Source organism: Pseudomonas sp. TMB3-21 (genome assembly GCF_054898145.1).
In genome coordinates this window covers 162479-182252 of record NZ_CM142718.1, presented here as the reverse complement: position 1 = coordinate 182252, position 19774 = coordinate 162479, and the positions used below count along the sequence as shown (strand labels likewise).

Here is a 19774-nt window from a genome sequence, read left to right as displayed (position 1 = left end):
TTTTTCGCAGGGCACGCTGAGGAGTCGTAGCGGTGCTCTATGAAGGCTTGCTAAGGCAACTGTGTTCACAATCGGCAAATCTTCAAATACGATCGGGATCCGACATGGTAGTTATTTTCAGCGTTTTGCTTCTTTTTTATGCTTTTGAAATTCGCTTTAAAGTCTGAATTTGTCGACGTCAACTGTCAGAAATGACAGTAGACGTTCGTTGTTTTTTGCAGGACCTTTACAGCTAGATGGTTCACGCGCCCCTCAGAGTAGAGGAAGGAAGTTCGCGTCTAGTGTGTAGCTTTTTTCCTTCCTGGGGCATGGCGCGCAGCGCAATGTGTTGCGCAGTGCCTGGTTGCAATTCATGGAAGGGCATTGTGAAGAAAATTATTGTATCCGGTGTGCTTGGTATTTTGTTCGGCCATCCTGCTTTCGCTGAAGTGCTACCGAGTACCAGCCCCAAAGAAAAATTTGTTGAGCACTTGCTTGAACAAATGACGGTAGAAGAAAAAGTTGGCCAACTACGGCTGATCGCTATTGATGACAACATGACACCCGAAAGGATCCGTCAAGAGATCACCGCCGGGCGAATTGGAGGGACATTCGGCTCTGTGACCCGTTACCAAAATCGCCCTATGCAGGACGCGGCTCAACGTAGCCGCCTGAAGATACCGATGTTTTTCGGCTGGGACGTGTTACACGGTCATCGAACCATATTTCCCATTGGCCTGGCTTTAGCCTCCAGTTGGGATATGGCCGCTATTGAGTTGAGCGGTCGGACGGCGGCAAAAGAAGCCAGTGCAGACGCTATCGATTTGACCTTCGCACCGACAATAGATATTGCCCGTGATCCTCGTTGGGGGCGCACCTCCGAAGGCTTCGGTGAGGACACCTACCTGGTTTCACGTATTGCCAAAGTGATGGTTCAGGCATACCAAGGCAAAAGCCCAAATGAACCGGACAGCATCATGGCCAGTGCCAAACACTTTGCGTTGTATGGTGCTGTAGAGGGTGGGCGCGACTACAACAGCGTCGACATGGGCATGGTCAAGATGTATCAGGACTACCTGCCACCTTATCGTTCGGCGATTGATGGGGGAGCGGGAGCCGTGATGGTGGCTCTTACTACAATAAATGGTGTGCCAGCAGCGTCCAATACATGGTTGATGCAAGACCTGCTTCGCAAGACGTGGGGCTTCAAGGGACTGGTCATCGGCGACCATAATGCAATCTCCGATCTGGTTCAGCATGGTGTTGCGAAGGATCATCGCGAAGCTGCCATGCTCGCAATCAGGGCTGGCATTAATATGAGTATGAACGACTCATCTTATGGTCAAGAGCTATCGGGGCTGCTTGCAACAGGATCTATTGCTCAGAGCAATATTGATAACGCGGTGCGGGAAGTACTGGGTGCCAAGTACGATATGGGACTGTTCGAAGATCCTTATCGGCGCATTGGCATGCCCGGTGAAGACCCCGCTGACAATAATGCCGAAAACCGTCTACATAGAGCTCAGGCCCGTGATGTGGCCCGCAAGACATTGGTGCTGTTGAAAAATGAAAACCGGCTCTTGCCGCTAAAAAAAGAGGGCGTGATTGCGCTCATAGGTCCATTAGCAACAAGTTCCGTGGACATCATGGGCAGTTGGTCTGCGAGCGGTGTGGCCGCGCAGTCGGTAACGATCTACGACGGACTGAAAAACGCGATGAACCAAGGCTCACTGATCTATGCCCGAGGGGTCAATCTCACAGAGGATCTTGAGGTTATTAAATACTTGGGAATGTCCGAAGTTGACAATGACCCTCGTGCGGCAGCAGATATGATTGACGAAGCGGTCAAGGTTGCACAGCAGGCCGATGTCGTCATTGCAGTGGTGGGCGAACCCCGCAGCATGTCCCATGAAGCAGCCAGTCGAACCAGCCTCGATCTCCCTGGGCGTCAGAGTGAGTTGATCACAGCGCTGGAAGCCACCGGCAAGCCGTTGGTGCTGGTATTGATGAACGGCCGGCCTCTCTCCATCGGCAAGGAGCAGAAGCAGGTCGATGCGATTCTGGAAACCTGGTATAGCGGTACCGAAGGAGGTAATGCAGTCGCCGATGTGTTGTTCGGTGACTACAACCCGTCCGGCAAATTACCCATCACCTTTCCACGCTCCGTCGGGCAAATCCCAAATTACTACAGCCACTTGAACACTGGCCGGCCCTACCTGCCGGATGGACCTCGCATCTACACGTCTCAATATTTCGATCAATCCCATGGCCCGCTTTACCCCTTCGGCTATGGGCTGAGTTACACCGATTTCAGCCTGTCTGAAATCACACTCTCAACTCAAACGCTTAAGAGCAGAGGCAACATCAATGCCAGCGTCACCGTTCGAAATATTGGCCAGCGCGATGGCGAAACGGTGGTTCAGCTTTATATCCGCGATGTCGTCGCATCCATCAGCCGCCCAGTTAAAGAATTGAAGGACTTTCAAAAAATCATGCTCAAGGCTGGAGAGGAGAAAGAGGTTCATTTCAGCATCGATGAGAGCGACTTGAAGTTCTTCAACGCGCAATTGAAGTATGTCGCCGAGCCGGGCGAGTTTCGTGTGCAAATCGGCCTGGATTCCCAGAATGTCAGAGAGCAAAGTTTCGAGCTGTTGTAGGGTGGGCGCAAGCGTCTGATGGTGATCTCTGGCCGAAGGACGGAAGCGGCTTAAGTCGGTGCCAGCAACATATCATCTGCAGAAAAATCGGAAAAAAATGTGTAGTGTTTCGTGTTCTCTATGAGCCAGAACGCTTGTGTATCGAGGGTCGTAGGCCGAAAAAACCTGATAATAAATGTGCGGCTATACGATCTTTGTGGCCAACTCCGATGAGTTTAGCTGCGCTCATTATGTGTCTGCCCTGCACAAAAGGAGCGAAGCTTGCTCGCGAATGATCCTGAGTACAGCCCTCGGCATCACATCGTATGTATTTTCAGTCCCAACACTTTGCCGCCTGTTAATTCTTCACCGACGGCTCGCCGACGTCTTGCCAAAAAATTTAGTCTGGCTTAGTCTAGCTTAGCTAACGGTTTTTCGAGGTCTCGTATGAACGAAGTGGTGCAAGTAAACATGCATGAAGCGAAATCCCAACTCTCCCAGCTCGCGGAGCGCGTATGGCATGGCGACAAGGTGGTGATCGCCAAAGCCGGCAAGCCCTATCTGGACCTGCTTCCTCATGTCGATACACCTCGGACGCGTAAGCCTGGGCGGTTGAAGGGGAAAATTCGGATTTCTGCGGATTTCGACAAGACGCCTGAAGACATCATCGCAGGATTTGAGGGCACTCTATGAGGCGCTTGTTACTGGATACCCATGCGTTTCTTTGGTGGCTGTCCGATGATCCTGCGTTGGGCGCAGATGCTCGGCAGATGATTGAAGAGCCACGTAATCAGGTGCTGGTGAGTGCCGCTTCAATTTGGGAAATTTCGATCAAGCAGGCCAAAGGAATGCTAGAGGCCCCAGAGGATCTTGAGGCGTTGGTTGAAGACGAGGGCTTCACCAAGCTGCCTATTTCTCTTTTCCACGGACAGCAGGCGGGCAAATTGCCGGAGATTCATCGCGATCCGTTTGATCGGATGTTGATTGCCCAGGCTCAGGCAGAAGGCCTGGAGTTGGTGACAGCGGACGGGATTATTCCGCAGTACGGAGTACGGGTCGTACCAGCAAGGTTATGAAGGGGGGCAGACCACGGACTTTCCAATCCTGCCGCCGATCCCGGAAGCGAATCTGCTCACGATTCGTAAAGATCGCGAGTTTTCGTTTCTCACCAAACGAAGAAAACGCGTAATAAACCCGATCAGGAGATTGCTCGGTTTTTTTGAATCTTCATTCCGCTATCACTTCGAGTGCCACTTGTCTCGATAGACGAACGCCACTTGGTAATCATAAGAGTGCAGCTGGATGACATGGTGGAAGTGGAGCTGAAGAATGCTTGCCCAGTCGCGGGAGACGTTGAAACCGCCGTTGTTCACATTGTTTTCAATCGGCATGCCCAACGCTTCAATAACAGACCCATCATCGCCAAGGTCTTCCGACAATTCCTCGCCTTCGCCCATCTCGGTTTGTTTGTCATACCATTCCAGCCTGATTTTCAGTCCCATAACATCCTCATAAATATTTTTTGATGCTTCGATTTGTTCCGGTGGGTCAAGCTGTTCGCCTGTTTCGTGATTGTCAGTCAGTTGCTCGACCCTCAGGCGAACGCGGGTACGGGCCTGTTTGAGCGCACGGAGTTGGTCTTCGGTATAAAGCGAGCTGTCGCCCAGACTCGATGGTGTGATCAGTGCAACGAGGCCAACCAGCGTCGCTGTTACTGCGCTCGCCGCAGCGACGGGAGCAGCGGCGAATGCCGAGCCGGCGAGAGCCAGGGAGCCAAGACCGACGGGAATCGCTGTGCCACTGATCTTCTTCAGTGGCACAGCGCCTGATTCATCTGCTTCGCGAGCTCCCAGCAGAATCAGGTCACCGTAGTCTTTGAGATTATCGGTCGGCACCATCCCTGAGGGATTCGTGTAATCGATGATGGCGTCCGGCAGTTTTCAGGACTTGGCGAAGACACATCCGGCTTGAGTGGGCCTGTGCTTTTCCGCTATGACCTGATGGCTGCGTTCGAAGGCTTCTTGCCTGGCCAGCATGGCCTCGTAGGCGTCTTGTCTGGCGTCCCGCTCGGCCAATTCGGTGGCGGTCATGAAGCGGTGAGTGACGTGATGCCCATCACCGGAGGGCGGATTCTTAATCCGCGGAATGTCCTTGTTGCCAGCCACTGATCATCCTTTCGTTCATCCGTCGGCAGCCCCGGAAAAGGGGCAACGCGACGTTAACGAACGTGGTTAATCGAAGCTGTAGGACGAGTCTTGAATAACTCGAAGCGTTTTCGCTATTTTCCGTACGCCGAACAATCCACGGCAGCCACAAAACCTGTGGGAGCGAGCCTGCTCGCGAAAAACCTCAGAGCACCTCCGTCTAACAGATTCACCCAACTCCAAACAAAGCCGCTTAAGATGACCAAACCCAAAATGGACCCTCTCAACCAAAGGACTGGACACCCATGCAAATCCCCCTCTCTCAACGCCTGCACAATCGCCGCTTCACCGTAGCCGGCAACACCCACGGCTTATCCGGTACAGGCACCGTGTTTCATTACCAGGTTGAAGGCGATGCCATTTCGAGCACCTACCAAGGCGGCCGAATTCGCACGGGTCATCAAGTTGGCCGCGTGACCGGCGCCGATACAATCGAGCTGCTTTATCACTGCATCACCACCGAGGGCGAGATCCTGGCCGGCTGGTCGCGTGGCACGGTGGGTGTTGATGAGGCAGGGCGTACGACGCTGGCGTTTGTATGGGGTTGGTTGTCGGGGGCGGAGGGCGGTGGGGAGTCGAGTTATGTTGAGTTGATTGCGTAGTGACTGAGGATTTTTGATCTGCGCGGTAGCAACTCTGAAATATCAAACGTCCCCCGCGTCAGCTAAAAAAAATCCGCTACTTGAAAATTCAAGCAGCGGATCGGTTGGCCCGTTTGAGCAGTCAGAATCCGCGCAACACCCGCGACGCCTTCCGCCACCAAGAACCACGCTGATTGAATGGATCATCCGCCAACACATAAGGCATATCCCGCAATCGAATCCACGGTTCATCCTGCCAGTGCAACATGCACAGAGACATCTTCGGCCAATCCAGCACACTCAACGTCGGACGCTCAATCGACCTGGATGGGCGCGCATCACGCAGCGCTGGAACGACCAAATGAGTCAGCCATTCCCGCAGCAGCCGATACTCAGGGCAATAGTGATAAACCAGCAATGCGTAGACGCCGGACTCGCTGATCATCAGTCGTTCTTCCACCGTGCCGTGAGCCTGCAGAAGCATCATCCGGCGCTGGTCGGGATCGAGCTTGCGAGACATGCGTTCATCGAGATACTTGCCCATCAATCGACCAAGGTCGTGAGCGCAGAACCAGGCCTGGTTTTCCACGAGCAGCGCATGAAGATGGCTGCCGTGACGAGTGAATACGGTTGGGACAAGGCAATCAGGCATGGTGTACCTCCAGATTCGGAGGTGAGCAATGGAGTGTTCGGGTACGAAGATTCACCTTCTTCATGAAGGTCGGATAGTCAGGCATTTCCTTTACCTCTGGCTGCTTTCTTAGGGCATTCGTTATGGGTGTCGGGAGCTAAGAAACCCACCAGAGACGGGCCGGACATATTCCCCTTTCGGGTCTTGTATTCGCCCACTCCCGACATAACGGGGATTTTCTCGCAGGCGTAGAGAAACCGCAGACGAAAAAAAGCCGCATGACTGTCGGGTGCGGATGACCGCTCTGGTTTGAAGAGTTTCTTAGGCTCGGAGACGAGGGTAGGTGGATCAGAGGCAGTCGTCAATCAGCGACTTTTCCTACTTCTCAGGAAACAAAACGAAATCTGGACAACGGCAGAGAGTAAATTATGCTGTGTTTATATCCAGTGTTTATGCCACCTATTTCTTGCCTTGTCTTAACCCCGTGCGCCACCCCCATGTCACGGATCCGGAGAAATTTCATTTACTTTGAGGTTTCTAGGGCTAGAATGGTGACCAATCGTCACAGCTTTGACCCAGAGGAATTTCGGGCTCATGAATCTTTTTGAAACGCCATCTTTTGAATCTCTGAGCGAAATGACTTCAGGCTCGTATGAGCCAGACACTCATCCTGTGACCGATCTTGCCCTGCTCCATAAGTTGCTGGAGATCTACGACCAGGGGCAGCTTGCCGAGATTCTCAACGATGTGAGCCCAACCCATTGGTGTCGTGAAACGATCAATCGCTGGGTCAAAGGCAAGGCTTCGCCGAAGCTTTCCCACATTGAATTCACTCGCCTGGAAGCGCTGCTCCCCAAGCGTTTGAATCACAAACCCTCTTTTACCTTCATCGATCTATTCGCAGGCATTGGCGGCATCCGAAAAGGTTTTGAAGCCATCGGTGGCGAATGCCTTTTCACATCCGAGTGGAACAAGTACGCGGTCAAAACCTACAAGGCCAACCACTTTTGTGATCCAGTTCGCCATCGTTTCAACCTCGATATTCGCTCGGTTACGCTTTCCGACAAACCAGAAATCAGCGACGAAGAAGCTTACGAAAACATCAGGCGCGAGATTCCTGATCACGATGTCCTCTTGGCAGGCTTCCCGTGCCAGCCATTCTCCCTTGCCGGTGTTTCCAAGAAAAACTCCTTAGGGCGTAAACATGGTTTCGAATGTGAGACCCAAGGCACTCTGTTCTTCGACGTAGCCCGCATCATTGCCGCGAAAAGGCCTGCCGCATTCCTGCTTGAAAATGTGAAAAACCTGAAAAGCCATGACAAGGGCAACACGTTCCGGATCATTTGCGAAGCGCTGGATGAGCTGGGCTATGAGGTCGCAGATGTAAACGCGCCGAAGGGTTCAGACCCCAAGGTCATCGATGCCAAGCATTTCGTTCCGCAGCATCGTGAGCGAATTGTGCTGGTAGGTTTCCGTCGTGACCTGAATGTTCACCAAGGTTTCACGTTGCGTGACATCAGCAAACTGATACCAAAGCAGCGGCCTAGCTTTGGCGATTTGCTTGATAAGGATGTGGATGAAAAATACATCCTCACGCCGAAGCTTTGGGACTACCTCTATCGCTATGCCGCAAAGCACCGTGAGAAGGGCAATGGTTTTGGCTTTGGCTTGACCCGTCCAAACGACGTGGCTCGCACCCTCTCAGCGAGATACCACAAGGACGGCTCGGAAATTTTGGTTGACCGTGGGTTTGTGGAAACCTTGGACTTCAACAGTGAGCTGAATCATCTCAATCGTCCTCGACGACTGACGCCTCACGAATGTTCTCGCCTGATGGGATTCGACAAACCGGGTGAAAGTACCTTCGTCATACCTGTATCCGACACCCAGGCATACCGCCAATTTGGTAACTCGGTAGCGGTCCCGGTTTTTGAAGCAGTTGCTCGTCTGATGAAGGAGCGTATTTTGGCGGCAAAGGAAAAGACAGCTGACGCAGAGCGACCCCAGCTTGAGTTTGCGCTGCCTGACTGAGGGATGTGTTTAGCTCCATCCATAGAACCGGCGCGTACACGCGCCGGCACTCCTAGACGCATTAGAAAACTCAAATCCAACCTTGAGAGCGGTGCGGCTCAAGGTATACAAGGGAGTTGAGCTTTCGCAGACATTAGGGGTGGATCTTGGTCGACGTCGTAGATGTAGCTACACGCTCTAGAATGATGTCCGGTATTCAGGGTAAAAATACAACACCAGAGATTTTGGTCCGTAGAGCGCTGCATGCGCGTGGCTTTCGCTTCCGTCTGCACGTTAAACACCTTCCCGGTAAGCCTGATCTGGTTTTACCAAAATACAATGCAGTGGTATTTGTTCACGGCTGCTTTTGGCATGGACACACCTGTCGATACTTCAAGATTCCCCAGACACGACCCGATTTTTGGCTTGAGAAGATAGGTAAAAATCAGATCAGGGACAGCGTTCAGGAGGCTTCTCTGTTGGGCCAAGGGTGGAGAGTGCTTGTCGTCTGGGAGTGTGCGGTAAGGTCAATGAAAAGAGAGAAATCGCTTTTATTGGTTGACCTCATAGCTGAGTGGCTGATAAACGGTAATGAACATTTACAAATCGATGAGAACTCATGTTCAGCGACCGCATTAGCGATTACTTTGAAGGTGTAGCTGCCAAATATCTGAGCGCAGTGGATGCTGATCCCGCCCGTTCTCATCAACATGAAATTGGCGGCCTGCCTGCTGCGGGATTCAAGCAGTACCTAGGTACCCCCGGGAAGAGCGAGGAGTATCGATTTAAAGCAAAGCAAATTTATATCACGGATGAGTCTGTTGCGCCGGACATCAGCGAGGGTCTGGTCACTTGGTACGACTGTCGGCGAAAGCAGCCTCATCGAAGTGCTGAATTTCGTCTCTATTACAATAAGAATGCGGTGACTGAGCTGCTCGAAGAGGGAGATTTCCATCTTGTAGCGAAAATGCGTGACGGTTCATTGCTAATGATATTTACGCCAGCAGGTAGCACGATTGAAAGCCAGTTGCGGCTTCTGTTCGGTCTGAATCACGTAGACGAAAGATTCACATCGGGAACGCTGGACTCTGTTCAGTTGCTTTTACCATTACGGTTAATGTTAGAGGAGTTGGGTATTGAGTTAAGTCCCGTTGAAACGGGCGATGGCGTTTGGCTTGAGCAGCTCATTAATTTGTTTGGCGGGAAGGCTTTTCCAACAACATCTGAGTTCTCGGTTTATGCGAGAAAATCTATTGAAGAGATTGTCGACCCTATAGCTTGCTCTGATCAGACCATTGTTGATTGGATGGAGCATGAAGAAAAACTTTTTCGTATCTACGAGCGGCATTTGGTTCAGGAGCAACTTCGCAGTGGCTTCGGCGAGGCGGGTGACGATGTTGATGAGTTCATCAGTTTCTCTTTGAGCGTGCAAAACCGTCGAAAATCTAGGGTGGGCCACGCGTTTGAGGGGCATCTAGACGAAATTTTCCGATTGCACGGTTTGCGCTTTCAACAGGGTCGAGGTAAAGGGTCCGTGACCGAGAATAATTCTAGACCTGATTTTATTTTTCCAGGTTTTTCTGAGTATCGTGACCCTGAGTTTCCCGATGGGAAACTAATAATGCTAGGGGCTAAGACAACATGTAAAGATCGGTGGCGGCAAGTATTGTCCGAGGCTAACAGAATTCCCGTGAAACACTTGATTACTATGGAGTCGGCGATTAGTGAACATCAGACTATGGAGATGCAATCTCATCGTTTAAACCTAGTAGTGCCAGAAAAAATTAAAGCAACATATACTGGCACGCAAAAAAAGTGGTTGCTAGGTCTTGGCGAGTTTGTAGAGTTGGTTAAGCAGACTTCAGTGTAAGAATTATTCATATCGGTTTTATGAAAACTCTTCCATACATCAAAAAACGGCTGGTGAACGATCCCGGCTCGGTAACCTTTGTGTTCAACGCGCACGCCCTTGTTGGCAAGTCTCCACCTGAAAAGCTAACGTCTTGATCAATGCCCTTTAGAAAGCAGCTCAACGATTATCCATGAAAGATTGAGTCGAAGATCTGAATTTTTTCGTCATTCGACACTGTCACCGTAGCCAGAATTTTCTCTGTGCCACTCTAGGGCTCTCAGGTCTGGCTCAAGTTTTCGTACTGTTGGTGTGGAGATTTTCCGAGTATGAAGCCTGGTAATGTCTTTATTTTCTTTCATTTCTCTAATTATCTGCGGTACATGTATTTCTCGTTTTTCATCAATCCAGAAAAGTCCTCTGTCGAATGCCCAGTGATGAGCTTTGCAGAGCGCTATTCCATTTCGTGCGTCATTCGCTCCTGCGTAGCTCCTAGGAATAATATGAGCAGCGTCGACTTCTCTTAGTCCAGTAGGGCAAGTGAGTCCTTTGCGGCAGGCTGCACATTTATAGTTATAAAGTTTAAGCACTTTTTCCCGGAAAGCTTTGTCTCTGCAATATTCGGTAATGATGGATCGTGATGTATTGGGGTTCTTTTCTACAGGATGAAAATCATTTTTTTCTAAGATTTCTTCTAGTTTTTTAGCTTCCTCTGCATGTTTCGTAAAAGACTCTGGTGGGGTTTTATCGTAGATTGGGCCTATAGGAGCGTTCTTGGTGGTTCTTATTAGTTTTTTGAATAGAGGATTTTTTTTGGTTATTAAAGTAAAACGGTAGTCTGTCGTAGAATTTTGCCGGCGTTGCATCACCAGAAAATCACCTTGTGACGCGTTTTCAAAAAGCTCGTTCATATTTCTTGTTATTCGTTTTTCCTGCTTGAACTCACCGTTTCTCTTTATCTTTTTAGGCCATGACTGTATTTGATATCTTACAGACACCCTATTTAGCTGGAGATCGCCATTCCAGAGCTCTGCATTTAGTGGGATAGATACAGCAGACTTGAGGTCGGTAGGCTTGGCTTGGATTGGAGGCAGGAATTCTTGAATTTCGATATTTATTAGAGGGCCTGATTGATTGCTGTCATGGCCCGTATCGTTTTTTGAGAGTCTTTTGAAGAAGCCGTAATCCCATACATCATTTGCCTTAAACATATCGCTCCTTCTAGTTTGGCTCCATGGAAAGCTTCATATGGGAAGTCATAACTCAAGATAGACCGTGGCGGCGTTGCCGCCACGGTAAAATCTTAATCCCAGCTCAAAGCCCCACCAGTCTGATACTCAATAACTCTCGTCTCAAAGAAATTCTTCTCTTTCTTCAAGTCCATAATCTCGCTCATCCAAGGGAACGGATTCGTAGTCCCCGGATACTCTTCTTTCAGACCAATCTGCGACAAACGACGATTAGCAATAAACTTCAGATAATCCTCCATCATCGCCGCATTCATCCCCAACACCCCACGAGGCATGGTGTCGCGGGCGTATTCGATCTCCAGCTGAGTGCCTTGCAGAATCATCTGCGAAGCTTCTTCCTTCATCTCGGCATCCCACAAGTGCGGGTTTTCGATTTTGATCTGGTTGATCACGTCGATGCCGAAGTTCAGGTGCATGGATTCGTCGCGCAGGATGTATTGGAACTGCTCGGCGACGCCGGTCATTTTGTTGCGGCGGCCCATGGAAAGGATCTGGGTGAAGCCGCAGTAGAAGAAGATGCCTTCCAGAACGCAGTAGTAGGCGATCAGGTTGCGCAGCAACTCTTTGTCGGTTTCGACGGTGCCGGTTTCGAACTTCGGATCGGAGATCGAGCGGGTGTATTTGAGGCCCCAGGTGGCTTTTTTCGCGACCGACGGGATCTCGTGGTACATGTTGAAGATCTCGCCTTCATCCATGGCCAACGATTCAATGCAGTACTGGTAGGCGTGGGTGTGGATCGCTTCTTCGAAGGCTTGGCGCAGGATGTACTGGCGGCATTCCGGGTTGGTGATCAAGCGATAGACAGCCAGCACAAGGTTGTTGGCAACCAGGGAGTCGGCGGTGGAGAAGAAGCCGAGGTTGCGCATGACGATGCGGCGCTCGTCGTCGGTCAGGCCTTCCGGGTCTTTCCAGAGGGCGATGTCGGCGGTCATGTTGACTTCTTGCGGCATCCAGTGGTTTGCGCAACCGTCCAGGTATTTCTGCCAGGCCCAGTCGTACTTGAAGGGCACGAGTTGGTTGAGGTCGGCGCGGCAGTTGATCATGCGCTTTTCGTCAACGGCGACACGGGCGGAGGCGCCTTCGAGTTCGGCCAGGCCTTCGGCGATGTCGAGGTTGTCCAGTGCAGCCTTGGCGCGAGCGATGGCGGCGGAGTCAGACGCGGTGACAGCGCGAGCTTCTTGGGCAGCAACGCCACCGGCGGTGTCGAGGCGGTCCATGTTGGCTTCAGTCGCGTGGCCGGCGTTGGCGCCTTTGACCACGGTTTCAGCGCTGTCTTCTTTGTCGAATTCGTCCCAGCTCAGCATGACGTGTCGTCTCCTGCGTGAGGGCCAGATGCCCATGTGATGGTGATTCACACGGTCGGTCTGGCCGCGTTGGATAAAGGTCGTTTTTCAGCAGCTATACGCAGGCATCAAACAGAATTTTGTACGGGGTTCCGAGAGCCTCTGATAGCGCAGGCTGCGACGGACGCGGCTGCGGGGCTTCAGACTGGCTTTTCGTCCCTGTAAGGGAATATTGCGGGCCCGTTTAGGCGGCATTATAAGGAAGTTTTTGCCGGCGTGGTGCGGCGAATCGGCTCATGGAGGGGCCGAGAGGGAGGGTTTTCCGAGCAAAGCGAGGTAATACAGGGCTTTGGCTGATGCAAAAATTTTTTCGCTGATTTGGACGCTGAACAGATGTTGTTCAAAAAACATCCAAAAATGCCGTTTTTCACTACATCTTGTGTTTTGCAATGACTTTTTGCGCTTCTCAACACAACTGAGCCCGGCCGGAGCCGGGCTGGAATCGACCTGCAGCGACGCGCTAAAAAGGCTCGATTGCGGGCAGTCTTGGTCAGCCGTTGGAGCAGCCGTTGCCCATGACGGTGTAGCGCATGATATGGCGTTGGCCTTTGGAGTCGTCGTATTCCATTGTCACCGGCACAACTTCACACACATTGGGGATATCGCTCATGGAGATAACTTTGGCGATGTCCGGGTGACTTGAGTAAGTGTATTGCTCGACGATCGGTTGTTGCTGGGCGACATCAGTCGGGACCTCGTCTGCCATGGCGGTGGCGCACAGGCTGGAGAGGGCCAGAACTAATAGAGCTTTCATTTCAGATTTACCTTTTTGAGGTCGAATGGGGTCACGCAATCTTTTTGGGATTGCGTGTGGAACTGGATATGGAGTTTTTTTGATTAACTGCCTTCGTGGGGGCTGCAACCTGGTTAATCAGGGTTTGCCGTGTTGGCGGGACAGATTCTAAGCGTGGGGGAGGCATTCATATAGGTGGGGTTTTGATAAACACTTTTGACAGATTTTGTAACAATCATCGAATAACTCAGCTGTCGCGCGGTTTTTGTAGCAACTGCCGAGCCTGCGAGGCTGCGTTCGGCTGCGCAGCAGTCGCCGATCGGCAAAACGCTATTTGCTGAAAGACCGCGTCGACGGATCTTGCGACTGCTGCGCAGTCGGACGCAGGCTTCGCCAGTTGCTACAAATTCGCGGTGGCGGCTGCTATCCACGACAATTTGTAGGGCCTTGTTACTACCATCGTCGAATGGTTCTATAGGCCCGGCCCCGTTACAACTGGGCCCATACAAAAACAACTATTCCACCGAGGTAAGAAAGATGAGTGCGGCTTCTCTGTATCCCGTTCGTCCCGAGGTAGCAGCCAACACGCTGACCGACGAGGCAACCTACAAAGCCATGTACCAGCAGTCGGTCGTCAACCCCGATGGATTCTGGCGCGAGCAAGCCAAGCGCCTCGACTGGATCAAACCTTTCACCGCGGTAAAACAGACGTCTTTCGACGATCACCACGTCGACATCAAGTGGTTTGCCGATGGCACCTTGAACGTTTCCTACAACTGCCTCGACCGTCATCTGGCCGAGCGCGGCGATCAAATCGCAATTATCTGGGAAGGGGATGACCCTTCCGAAAGCCGCAACATCACCTACCGCGAGCTGCACGAACAAGTCTGCAAGTTCGCCAACGCCTTGCGCGGCCAGGATGTGCACCGCGGCGACGTGGTGACGATCTATATGCCGATGATCCCCGAAGCCGTGGTCGCCATGCTGGCCTGCACCCGGATCGGCGCGATTCACTCGGTGGTGTTCGGTGGTTTCTCACCGGAAGCCCTGGCCGGTCGCATCATCGACTGCCGCTCGAAAGTGGTGATCACCGCCGACGAAGGCATTCGTGCCGGCAAGAAGATCCCGCTGAAGACCAACGTCGACGATGCGCTGACCAATCCGGAAACCAGCAGCATTCAGAAAGTCATCGTGTGCAAGCGCACCGGTGGCGACATCAAGTGGAACCAGCATCGCGACATCTGGTACGAAGACCTGATGAAAGTGGCGGGCAGCGTTTGCGCGCCGAAAGAAATGGGCGCCGAAGAAGCGCTGTTCATCCTTTATACCTCCGGTTCGACCGGCAAGCCTAAAGGCGTGCAGCACACCACCGGCGGTTATCTGCTTTACGCCGCGCTGACCCACGAGCGCGTGTTCGACTACCGCCCGGGCGAAATCTACTGGTGCACCGCCGACGTCGGCTGGGTCACCGGCCACACTTACATCGTCTACGGCCCCTTGGCCAATGGCGCGACCACGCTGCTGTTCGAAGGCGTGCCGAACTATCCGGACATTACCCGGGTGGCGAAGATCGTCGACAAGCACAAGGTCAACATCCTCTACACCGCACCGACCGCGATCCGCGCGATGATGGCGTCGGGTCAAGCGGCGGTTGAAGGCGCTGACGGCAGCAGCCTGCGCCTGCTCGGTTCGGTCGGTGAGCCGATCAACCCGGAAGCGTGGGACTGGTACTACAAGAACGTCGGAAAATCCCGTTGCCCGATCGTCGATACCTGGTGGCAGACCGAAACCGGCGGCAACATGATGAGCCCGTTGCCGGGCGCTCATGCCTTGAAACCGGGTTCCGCCGCGCGGCCGTTCTTCGGCGTGGTGCCGGCGTTGGTCGACAACCTGGGCAACATCATCGAAGGCGTCGCCGAGGGCAATCTGGTGATTCTTGATTCGTGGCCAGGTCAGGCACGTACGCTGTATCGCGATCATGACCGCTTCGTCGATACGTACTTCAAAACCTTTCGCGGCATGTACTTCACCGGTGACGGCGCCCGTCGCGATGAAGACGGTTATTACTGGATCACCGGTCGTGTGGACGACGTGCTGAACGTGTCCGGCCACCGCATGGGCACTGCCGAAATCGAAAGCGCGATGGTTGCGCACCCGAAAGTCGCCGAAGCGGCTGTGGTGGGCGTGCCGCACGACATCAAAGGGCAGGGCATTTATGTCTACGTCACCTTGATCGGCGGCGAAGAGCCGAGCGAGCAACTGCGTATCGAGTTGAAGAATTGGGTGCGTAAAGAGATTGGGCCGATTGCTTCGCCGGACGTCATCCAGTGGGCACCGGGGCTGCCGAAGACCCGTTCGGGCAAGATCATGCGCCGCATCCTGCGCAAGATCGCCACGGCTGAATACGATGGGCTGGGCGATATTTCGACCCTGGCGGATCCGAGCGTGGTGCAGCATTTGATAGATACGCACAAGACGATGAATGTGGCGTAAACCCTATTCATGAGTCATTGAAACCCCGTCTGGCGGCGAGCCTGACGGGGTTTTTTCTTGCCTGGGTTTCATGTTGGTCAGGCCGGCCTCATCGCGAGCAGGCTCACTCCCACAGTTGAGCTGCAGCGAACCCAGAATGTCCGCCTGACTCAACTCCCCTGTAGGAGCCAGCCTGCTGGCGATGGCCATCTGTCAGACACCGAATAAACACCAGCCAATAATTATCGACATACCCTGTAGTCCATTTCCCTCTGTTACCCGCTGCCCTTCAAGTAACCAAATGTGTAACCACCCGCGCCGATACGGGGCGATGGGAAACGCAATGCCTCGCTCCAGAGCACCCTTTCCCTCAATAAAAAATTTGAATCAACGCCAAGCTTGCCGGATTAGAAGGCTTTGCCAATAATAGGCCCGCAATTTGCAGCATAGATCGGTTTAATCTCTTTTGGTCTTGCATGAAATTGCAGGGCTGTCAACGTGCCCAAACGGCTTTCTCGGTGCTTCTGTAATTTGTTGTCGCATTGAAGAAATATCGACTTCGGGCCTGTCGTTAGAATGCCGATCACTCGCTCGTCGTTGCGTGTGTTGAAAACAACGTACGCTTGGCATGACGCAGCAACCGCTTTCCGGTTCCACTCACTCGCATATTGGGCTGTCGCTCACTCTGCCGTTTTTGCCCTTTACCGATGGAGTCCAAAGATGAAGAAACTCGTGCTGCTTGGCGCCTTGGCACTGTCCGTGCTGTCTCTGCCAACCTTCGCTGATGACAAGCCTGTAAAGATTGGTATCGAAGCGGCGTACCCGCCGTTCGCTTCCAAAGCTCCAGACGGCAGCATCGTTGGTTTCGACTACGACATCGGCAACGCCCTGTGTGAAGAAATGAAGGTCAAGTGCGTTTGGGTCGAGCAAGAATTCGACGGCCTGATTCCGGCCCTCAAAGTGCGCAAGATCGACGCCATCCTGTCCTCGATGTCGATCACTGAAGACCGCAAGAAGTCTGTCGACTTCACCAACAAGTACTACAACACGCCGGCACGTCTGGTGATGAAATCGGGCGTTCAGGTCAGCGACAGCCTGGCTGAGCTCAAAGGCAAGAACATCGGCGTGCAGCGCGGTTCGATCCACGAGCGTTTCGCCCGCGAAGTCCTGGCTCCGCTGGGTGCCGAGATCAAGCCGTACGGTTCGCAGAACGAAATCTACCTCGACGTGGCTGCCGGTCGCCTCGACGGTACCGTGGCAGACGCCACCTTGCTGGATGACGGTTTCCTGAAAACCGACGCCGGCAAAGGTTACGCCTTCGTTGGCCCGGCCTTCACCGACGTCAAATACTTCGGCGATGGCGTAGGTATCGCCGTTCGCAAAGGTGACGCGCTGAAAGAAAAAATCAACACCGCGATCACTGCCATTCGCGAGAACGGCAAATACAAGCAAATCCAGGACAAGTACTTCGCCTTCGATATCTACGGCAAGTAATAACGTCCCGGCGACAGTCCGAAATGGCGCAAGCAACAGGATCTCTGAGGTTTGCGCCATTTTTTCATCCGAACATTCGAGGACCTGAATCATGTTGAAAGGCTACGGGGCTGTCATCCTCGATGGCGCATGGCTGACGCTTCAGCTCGCCTTGTCGTCCATGGCCCTGGCCATCCTTCTGGGTCTGATCGGCGTGGCATTGCGGCTGTCGCCGGTGCGCTGGCTGGCCTGGCTGGGCGACCTGTATTCCACGGTCATCCGCGGCATTCCCGATCTGGTGTTGATCCTGCTGATTTTCTACGGTGGTCAGGACTTGCTCAACCGCGTGGCGCCGATGCTCGGTTATGACGACTACATCGACCTGAATCCACTGGCGGCCGGTATTGGCACCTTGGGTTTCATTTTCGGTGCCTACCTGTCGGAGACTTTCCGCGGCGCGTTCATGGCCATTCCCAAAGGCCAGGCCGAAGCGGGCATGGCGTATGGCATGAGCAGTTTTCAGGTGTTCTTCCGGGTGTTGGTGCCGCAGATGATTCGTCTGGCGATTCCGGGTTTCACCAACAACTGGCTGGTTTTGACCAAGGCGACCGCGCTGATTTCGGTGGTCGGTCTGCAAGACATGATGTTCAAGGCGAAGCAGGCGGCAGATGCCACCCGCGAACCTTTCACCTTCTTCCTCGCAGTGGCGGCCATGTACCTGGTGATCACCAGCGTCTCGTTGCTGATACTGCGTCAACTTGAGAAGCGCTACTCGGTAGGCGTAAGGGCGGCTGATCTATGATCTTCGACTACAACGTCATTTGGGAGGCCCTGCCGCTGTACTTTGGCGGTTTGCTGACGACCCTCAAATTGCTCGCGATTTCGCTGTTTTTTGGTCTGCTGGCGGCCTTGCCGCTGGGGCTGATGCGCGTCTCGAAAAACGCCGTGGTCAATATGTCGGCGTGGCTGTTCACCTACGTGATTCGCGGCACGCCGATGCTGGTGCAGCTGTTTTTGATTTACTACGGGCTGGCGCAATTCCAAGCGGTGCGTGAGAGCTTCATGTGGCCGTGGCTGTCCAGCGCGACGTTCTGTGCGTGCCTGGCATTCGCGATCAACACCAGCGCCTACACCGCCGAAATCATCGCAGGCAGCCTGCGCGCGACGCCGAACGGCGAGATCGAAGCGGCCAAGGCGATGGGGATGTCGCGCTTCAAAATGTACAAGCGCATCCTGCTGCCATCGGCCTTGCGCCGGGCACTGCCGCAGTACAGCAACGAAGTGATCATGATGCTGCAGACCACCAGTCTGGCGTCCATCGTCACGCTGATCGACATCACCGGCGCCGCGCGCACCGTCAACGCGCAGTACTACCTGCCGTTCGAGGCGTACATCACGGCGGGCGTGTTCTACCTGTGCCTAACCTTCATTCTGGTGCGCCTGTTCAAACTGGCCGAGCGCCGCTGGCTGGGCTATCTGGCCCCACGGAAGCACTGATATGGAACGCATCGATCATGCATTGCCGTGGAACAACCTGGGCAGCGAACGGCAGATTTCGGTGTTCCGCTTCGGCAGGGGCGAGCGCAAGGCCTACATTCAGGCCAGCCTGCACGCCGATGAATTGCCGGGCATGCGCGTCGCCTGGGAGCTTAAAAAGCGCCTGAGCGAACTCGAAGCTCAAGGTTTGCTCAACGGTGTGATCGAACTGGTGCCGGTCGCCAATCCACTGGGCCTGGGGCAACTGCTGCAAGGCAATCACCAAGGTCGTTTCGAGGCGGGCAGCGGCAAGAATTTCAACCGCGATTTCGTCGAGCTGAGCGCCCCGGTGGCGGCTGCGCTGGACGGACGCCTGGGTGATGACCCGCAGGCCAATATCCGCTTGATCCGCCAGGCCATGAGTGATGTGCTCGACGCGTTGCCGCCCGCTGCCAGCCAGTTGCAAGGCATGCAGCGCATCTTGCTCGGGCATGCCTGCACCGCCGACGTGGTGCTGGACTTGCATTGCGATACCGACGCCGCGCTGCACATGTACGCCTTGCCGCAGCACTGGCCGCAATGGCGCTCGCTCGCCGCGCACCTGGGTGTGAAGGTCGGCCTGCTGGCGGAAGATTCCGGTGGCAGCTCGTTCGACGAAGCGTGTTCGCTGCCATGGCTGCGCCTTTCGCGGCTGTTCCCGGAAGCGCAGATATCACTGGCGTGTCTGGCGACGACCATCGAGCTGGCCGGCCAGGCCGACACTGATCGGGCTGATGCCGAAGCCTGGGCCGAGGGCATCCTCGCGTTTCTTGCCGAGCAGGGCTTGATCAGCGGCGACTGGCCGACACCTGCGCAAGACGCTTGCGAAGGCCTGCCGTTCGAGGGCACCGAGTTGCTGTTTGCGCCGCATCCGGGCGTGATCAGTTTCCTGCGTAAACCCGGCGAGTGGGTGGAGGCCGGTGACGAAATTTTCGAAGTGATCGATCCGTTGGCGGATCGCGTCAGCACGGTGTGTGCTGGTACGTCCGGGGTGCTGTTTGCCATTGAACGGCTGCGCTACGCCCAACCGGGTTTCTGGCTGGCCAAGGTGGCGGGGCGCGAAGCGCTGCGTCACGGGCGCTTGCTCAACGACTGACT

At 53.8% G+C, this 19774-nt stretch carries 16 protein-coding genes and 1 pseudogene; 12 read left to right on the top strand and 5 right to left on the bottom strand.

The features are described 5' to 3' along the window. Positions 1-365: 365 nt before the first annotated feature. The 3 genes from bglX (at position 366) to ACYZTS_RS00985 (ending at position 3691) form a co-directional block, all read left to right on the top strand. Positions 366-2636, top strand: coding sequence for a beta-glucosidase BglX (gene bglX / locus ACYZTS_RS00995; protein WP_461993351.1), 2271 nt, complete (start codon positions 366-368; stop codon positions 2634-2636). Between the two features lie 426 nt (positions 2637-3062). Further along, on the top strand, positions 3063-3308 hold the full coding sequence (locus ACYZTS_RS00990; protein WP_461993349.1) for a type II toxin-antitoxin system Phd/YefM family antitoxin: 246 nt from the start codon (positions 3063-3065) through the stop codon (positions 3306-3308). Beyond that, entirely contained in the window at positions 3305-3691 is a 387-nt protein-coding gene (locus ACYZTS_RS00985; RefSeq protein ID WP_461993347.1) for a type II toxin-antitoxin system VapC family toxin, read from the top strand. Before ACYZTS_RS00990 ends, ACYZTS_RS00985 begins: the two co-directional genes overlap by 4 nt. A 162-nt stretch (positions 3692-3853) precedes the next feature. Here the strand turns inward: ACYZTS_RS00985 and ACYZTS_RS00980 are convergent. Continuing rightward, a pseudogene (locus tag ACYZTS_RS00980) lies at positions 3854-4780 on the bottom strand (colicin E3-like toxin immunity protein). A 284-nt stretch (positions 4781-5064) separates the two neighbouring features. On the opposite strand from ACYZTS_RS00980, the gene ACYZTS_RS00975 reads away from it, so the two are divergent. Continuing rightward, a complete protein-coding gene (locus ACYZTS_RS00975) occupies positions 5065-5421 on the top strand; it encodes a hypothetical protein (RefSeq protein ID WP_461993345.1) in 357 nt (118 codons plus the stop codon). Between the two features lie 121 nt (positions 5422-5542). On the opposite strand, the gene ACYZTS_RS00970 is transcribed toward ACYZTS_RS00975, so the two are convergent. Beyond that, on the bottom strand, positions 5543-6052 hold the full coding sequence (locus ACYZTS_RS00970) for a BRO-N domain-containing protein (protein ID WP_461993344.1): 510 nt from the start codon (positions 6050-6052) through the stop codon (positions 5543-5545). Between the two features lie 573 nt (positions 6053-6625). Here ACYZTS_RS00970 and dcm point away from each other — a divergent pair. The 3 genes from dcm to ACYZTS_RS00955 all read left to right on the top strand — a co-directional run bounded on the left by dcm (position 6626) and on the right by ACYZTS_RS00955 (position 9911). Further along, the gene (gene dcm / locus ACYZTS_RS00965) at positions 6626-8062 is read left to right on the top strand and encodes a DNA (cytosine-5-)-methyltransferase (protein WP_461993342.1); all 1437 of its coding nucleotides are present in this window, start codon (positions 6626-6628) and stop codon (positions 8060-8062) included. Between the two features lie 146 nt (positions 8063-8208). Then, entirely contained in the window at positions 8209-8700 is a 492-nt protein-coding gene (locus ACYZTS_RS00960; protein ID WP_461993340.1) for a very short patch repair endonuclease, read from the top strand. Beyond that, positions 8661-9911: a type II restriction endonuclease gene (locus ACYZTS_RS00955; protein ID WP_461993339.1), complete on the top strand. Its 1251-nt coding sequence runs from the start codon at positions 8661-8663 to the stop codon at positions 9909-9911. Before ACYZTS_RS00960 ends, ACYZTS_RS00955 begins: the two co-directional genes overlap by 40 nt. A gap of 206 nt (positions 9912-10117) precedes the next feature. Here the strand turns inward: ACYZTS_RS00955 and ACYZTS_RS00950 are convergent, their stop codons facing one another. The 3 genes from ACYZTS_RS00950 to ACYZTS_RS00940 form a co-directional block, all read right to left on the bottom strand. Then, entirely contained in the window at positions 10118-11101 is a 984-nt protein-coding gene (locus ACYZTS_RS00950; protein ID WP_461993337.1) for an HNH endonuclease, read from the bottom strand. 92 nt (positions 11102-11193) lie between these two features. Then, positions 11194-12444: a ribonucleotide-diphosphate reductase subunit beta gene (locus ACYZTS_RS00945; RefSeq protein WP_028622416.1), complete on the bottom strand. Its 1251-nt coding sequence runs from the start codon at positions 12442-12444 to the stop codon at positions 11194-11196. Between the two features lie 529 nt (positions 12445-12973). Further along, on the bottom strand, positions 12974-13237 hold the full coding sequence (locus tag ACYZTS_RS00940; protein ID WP_028622415.1) for a DUF2790 domain-containing protein: 264 nt from the start codon (positions 13235-13237) through the stop codon (positions 12974-12976). 516 nt (positions 13238-13753) lie between these two features. Between ACYZTS_RS00940 and acs the strand changes: the two genes are divergently transcribed. From acs to ACYZTS_RS00915, 5 genes are all read left to right on the top strand, one after another. After that, positions 13754-15709, top strand: coding sequence for an acetate--CoA ligase (gene acs, locus ACYZTS_RS00935; RefSeq protein WP_028620575.1), 1956 nt, complete (start codon positions 13754-13756; stop codon positions 15707-15709). 699 nt (positions 15710-16408) lie between these two features. Next, entirely contained in the window at positions 16409-17182 is a 774-nt protein-coding gene (locus tag ACYZTS_RS00930) for an ABC transporter substrate-binding protein (RefSeq protein ID WP_028620574.1), read from the top strand. Positions 17183-17273: 91 nt separating this feature from the next. Continuing rightward, positions 17274-17963, top strand: a complete 690-nt coding sequence (locus ACYZTS_RS00925; RefSeq protein WP_028620573.1) for an ABC transporter permease — start codon at positions 17274-17276, stop codon at positions 17961-17963. Continuing rightward, positions 17960-18658: an ABC transporter permease gene (locus ACYZTS_RS00920; RefSeq protein ID WP_028620572.1), complete on the top strand. Its 699-nt coding sequence runs from the start codon at positions 17960-17962 to the stop codon at positions 18656-18658. Before ACYZTS_RS00925 ends, ACYZTS_RS00920 begins: the two co-directional genes overlap by 4 nt. A 1-nt stretch (position 18659) precedes the next feature. Then, complete coding sequence (locus ACYZTS_RS00915) at positions 18660-19772, top strand: M14 family metallopeptidase (protein WP_461993333.1); 1113 nt, start codon at positions 18660-18662, stop codon at positions 19770-19772. Positions 19773-19774: the final 2 nt, after the last annotated feature.

Excerpts from the sequence above, each read along its gene's own strand:
- ACYZTS_RS00920 (WP_028620572.1), top strand. The coding sequence starts at position 17,960 with ATGATCTTCGACTACAACGTCATTTGGGAGGCCCTGCCGCTGTACTTT.
- ACYZTS_RS00925 (WP_028620573.1), top strand. The coding sequence starts at position 17,274 with ATGTTGAAAGGCTACGGGGCTGTCATCCTCGATGGCGCATGGCTGACG.
- ACYZTS_RS00990 (WP_461993349.1), top strand. The coding sequence starts at position 3,063 with ATGAACGAAGTGGTGCAAGTAAACATGCATGAAGCGAAATCCCAACTC.
- ACYZTS_RS00915 (WP_461993333.1), top strand. The coding sequence starts at position 18,660 with ATGGAACGCATCGATCATGCATTGCCGTGGAACAACCTGGGCAGCGAA.
- acs (WP_028620575.1), top strand. The coding sequence starts at position 13,754 with ATGAGTGCGGCTTCTCTGTATCCCGTTCGTCCCGAGGTAGCAGCCAAC.
- ACYZTS_RS00970 (WP_461993344.1), bottom strand. The coding sequence starts at position 6,052 with ATGCCTGATTGCCTTGTCCCAACCGTATTCACTCGTCACGGCAGCCAT.
- dcm (WP_461993342.1), top strand. The coding sequence starts at position 6,626 with ATGAATCTTTTTGAAACGCCATCTTTTGAATCTCTGAGCGAAATGACT.
- ACYZTS_RS00950 (WP_461993337.1), bottom strand. The coding sequence starts at position 11,101 with ATGTTTAAGGCAAATGATGTATGGGATTACGGCTTCTTCAAAAGACTC.
- ACYZTS_RS00985 (WP_461993347.1), top strand. The coding sequence starts at position 3,305 with ATGAGGCGCTTGTTACTGGATACCCATGCGTTTCTTTGGTGGCTGTCC.
- ACYZTS_RS00945 (WP_028622416.1), bottom strand. The coding sequence starts at position 12,444 with ATGCTGAGCTGGGACGAATTCGACAAAGAAGACAGCGCTGAAACCGTG.
- ACYZTS_RS00930 (WP_028620574.1), top strand. The coding sequence starts at position 16,409 with ATGAAGAAACTCGTGCTGCTTGGCGCCTTGGCACTGTCCGTGCTGTCT.
- ACYZTS_RS00940 (WP_028622415.1), bottom strand. The coding sequence starts at position 13,237 with ATGAAAGCTCTATTAGTTCTGGCCCTCTCCAGCCTGTGCGCCACCGCC.
- ACYZTS_RS00955 (WP_461993339.1), top strand. The coding sequence starts at position 8,661 with ATGTTCAGCGACCGCATTAGCGATTACTTTGAAGGTGTAGCTGCCAAA.
- ACYZTS_RS00975 (WP_461993345.1), top strand. The coding sequence starts at position 5,065 with ATGCAAATCCCCCTCTCTCAACGCCTGCACAATCGCCGCTTCACCGTA.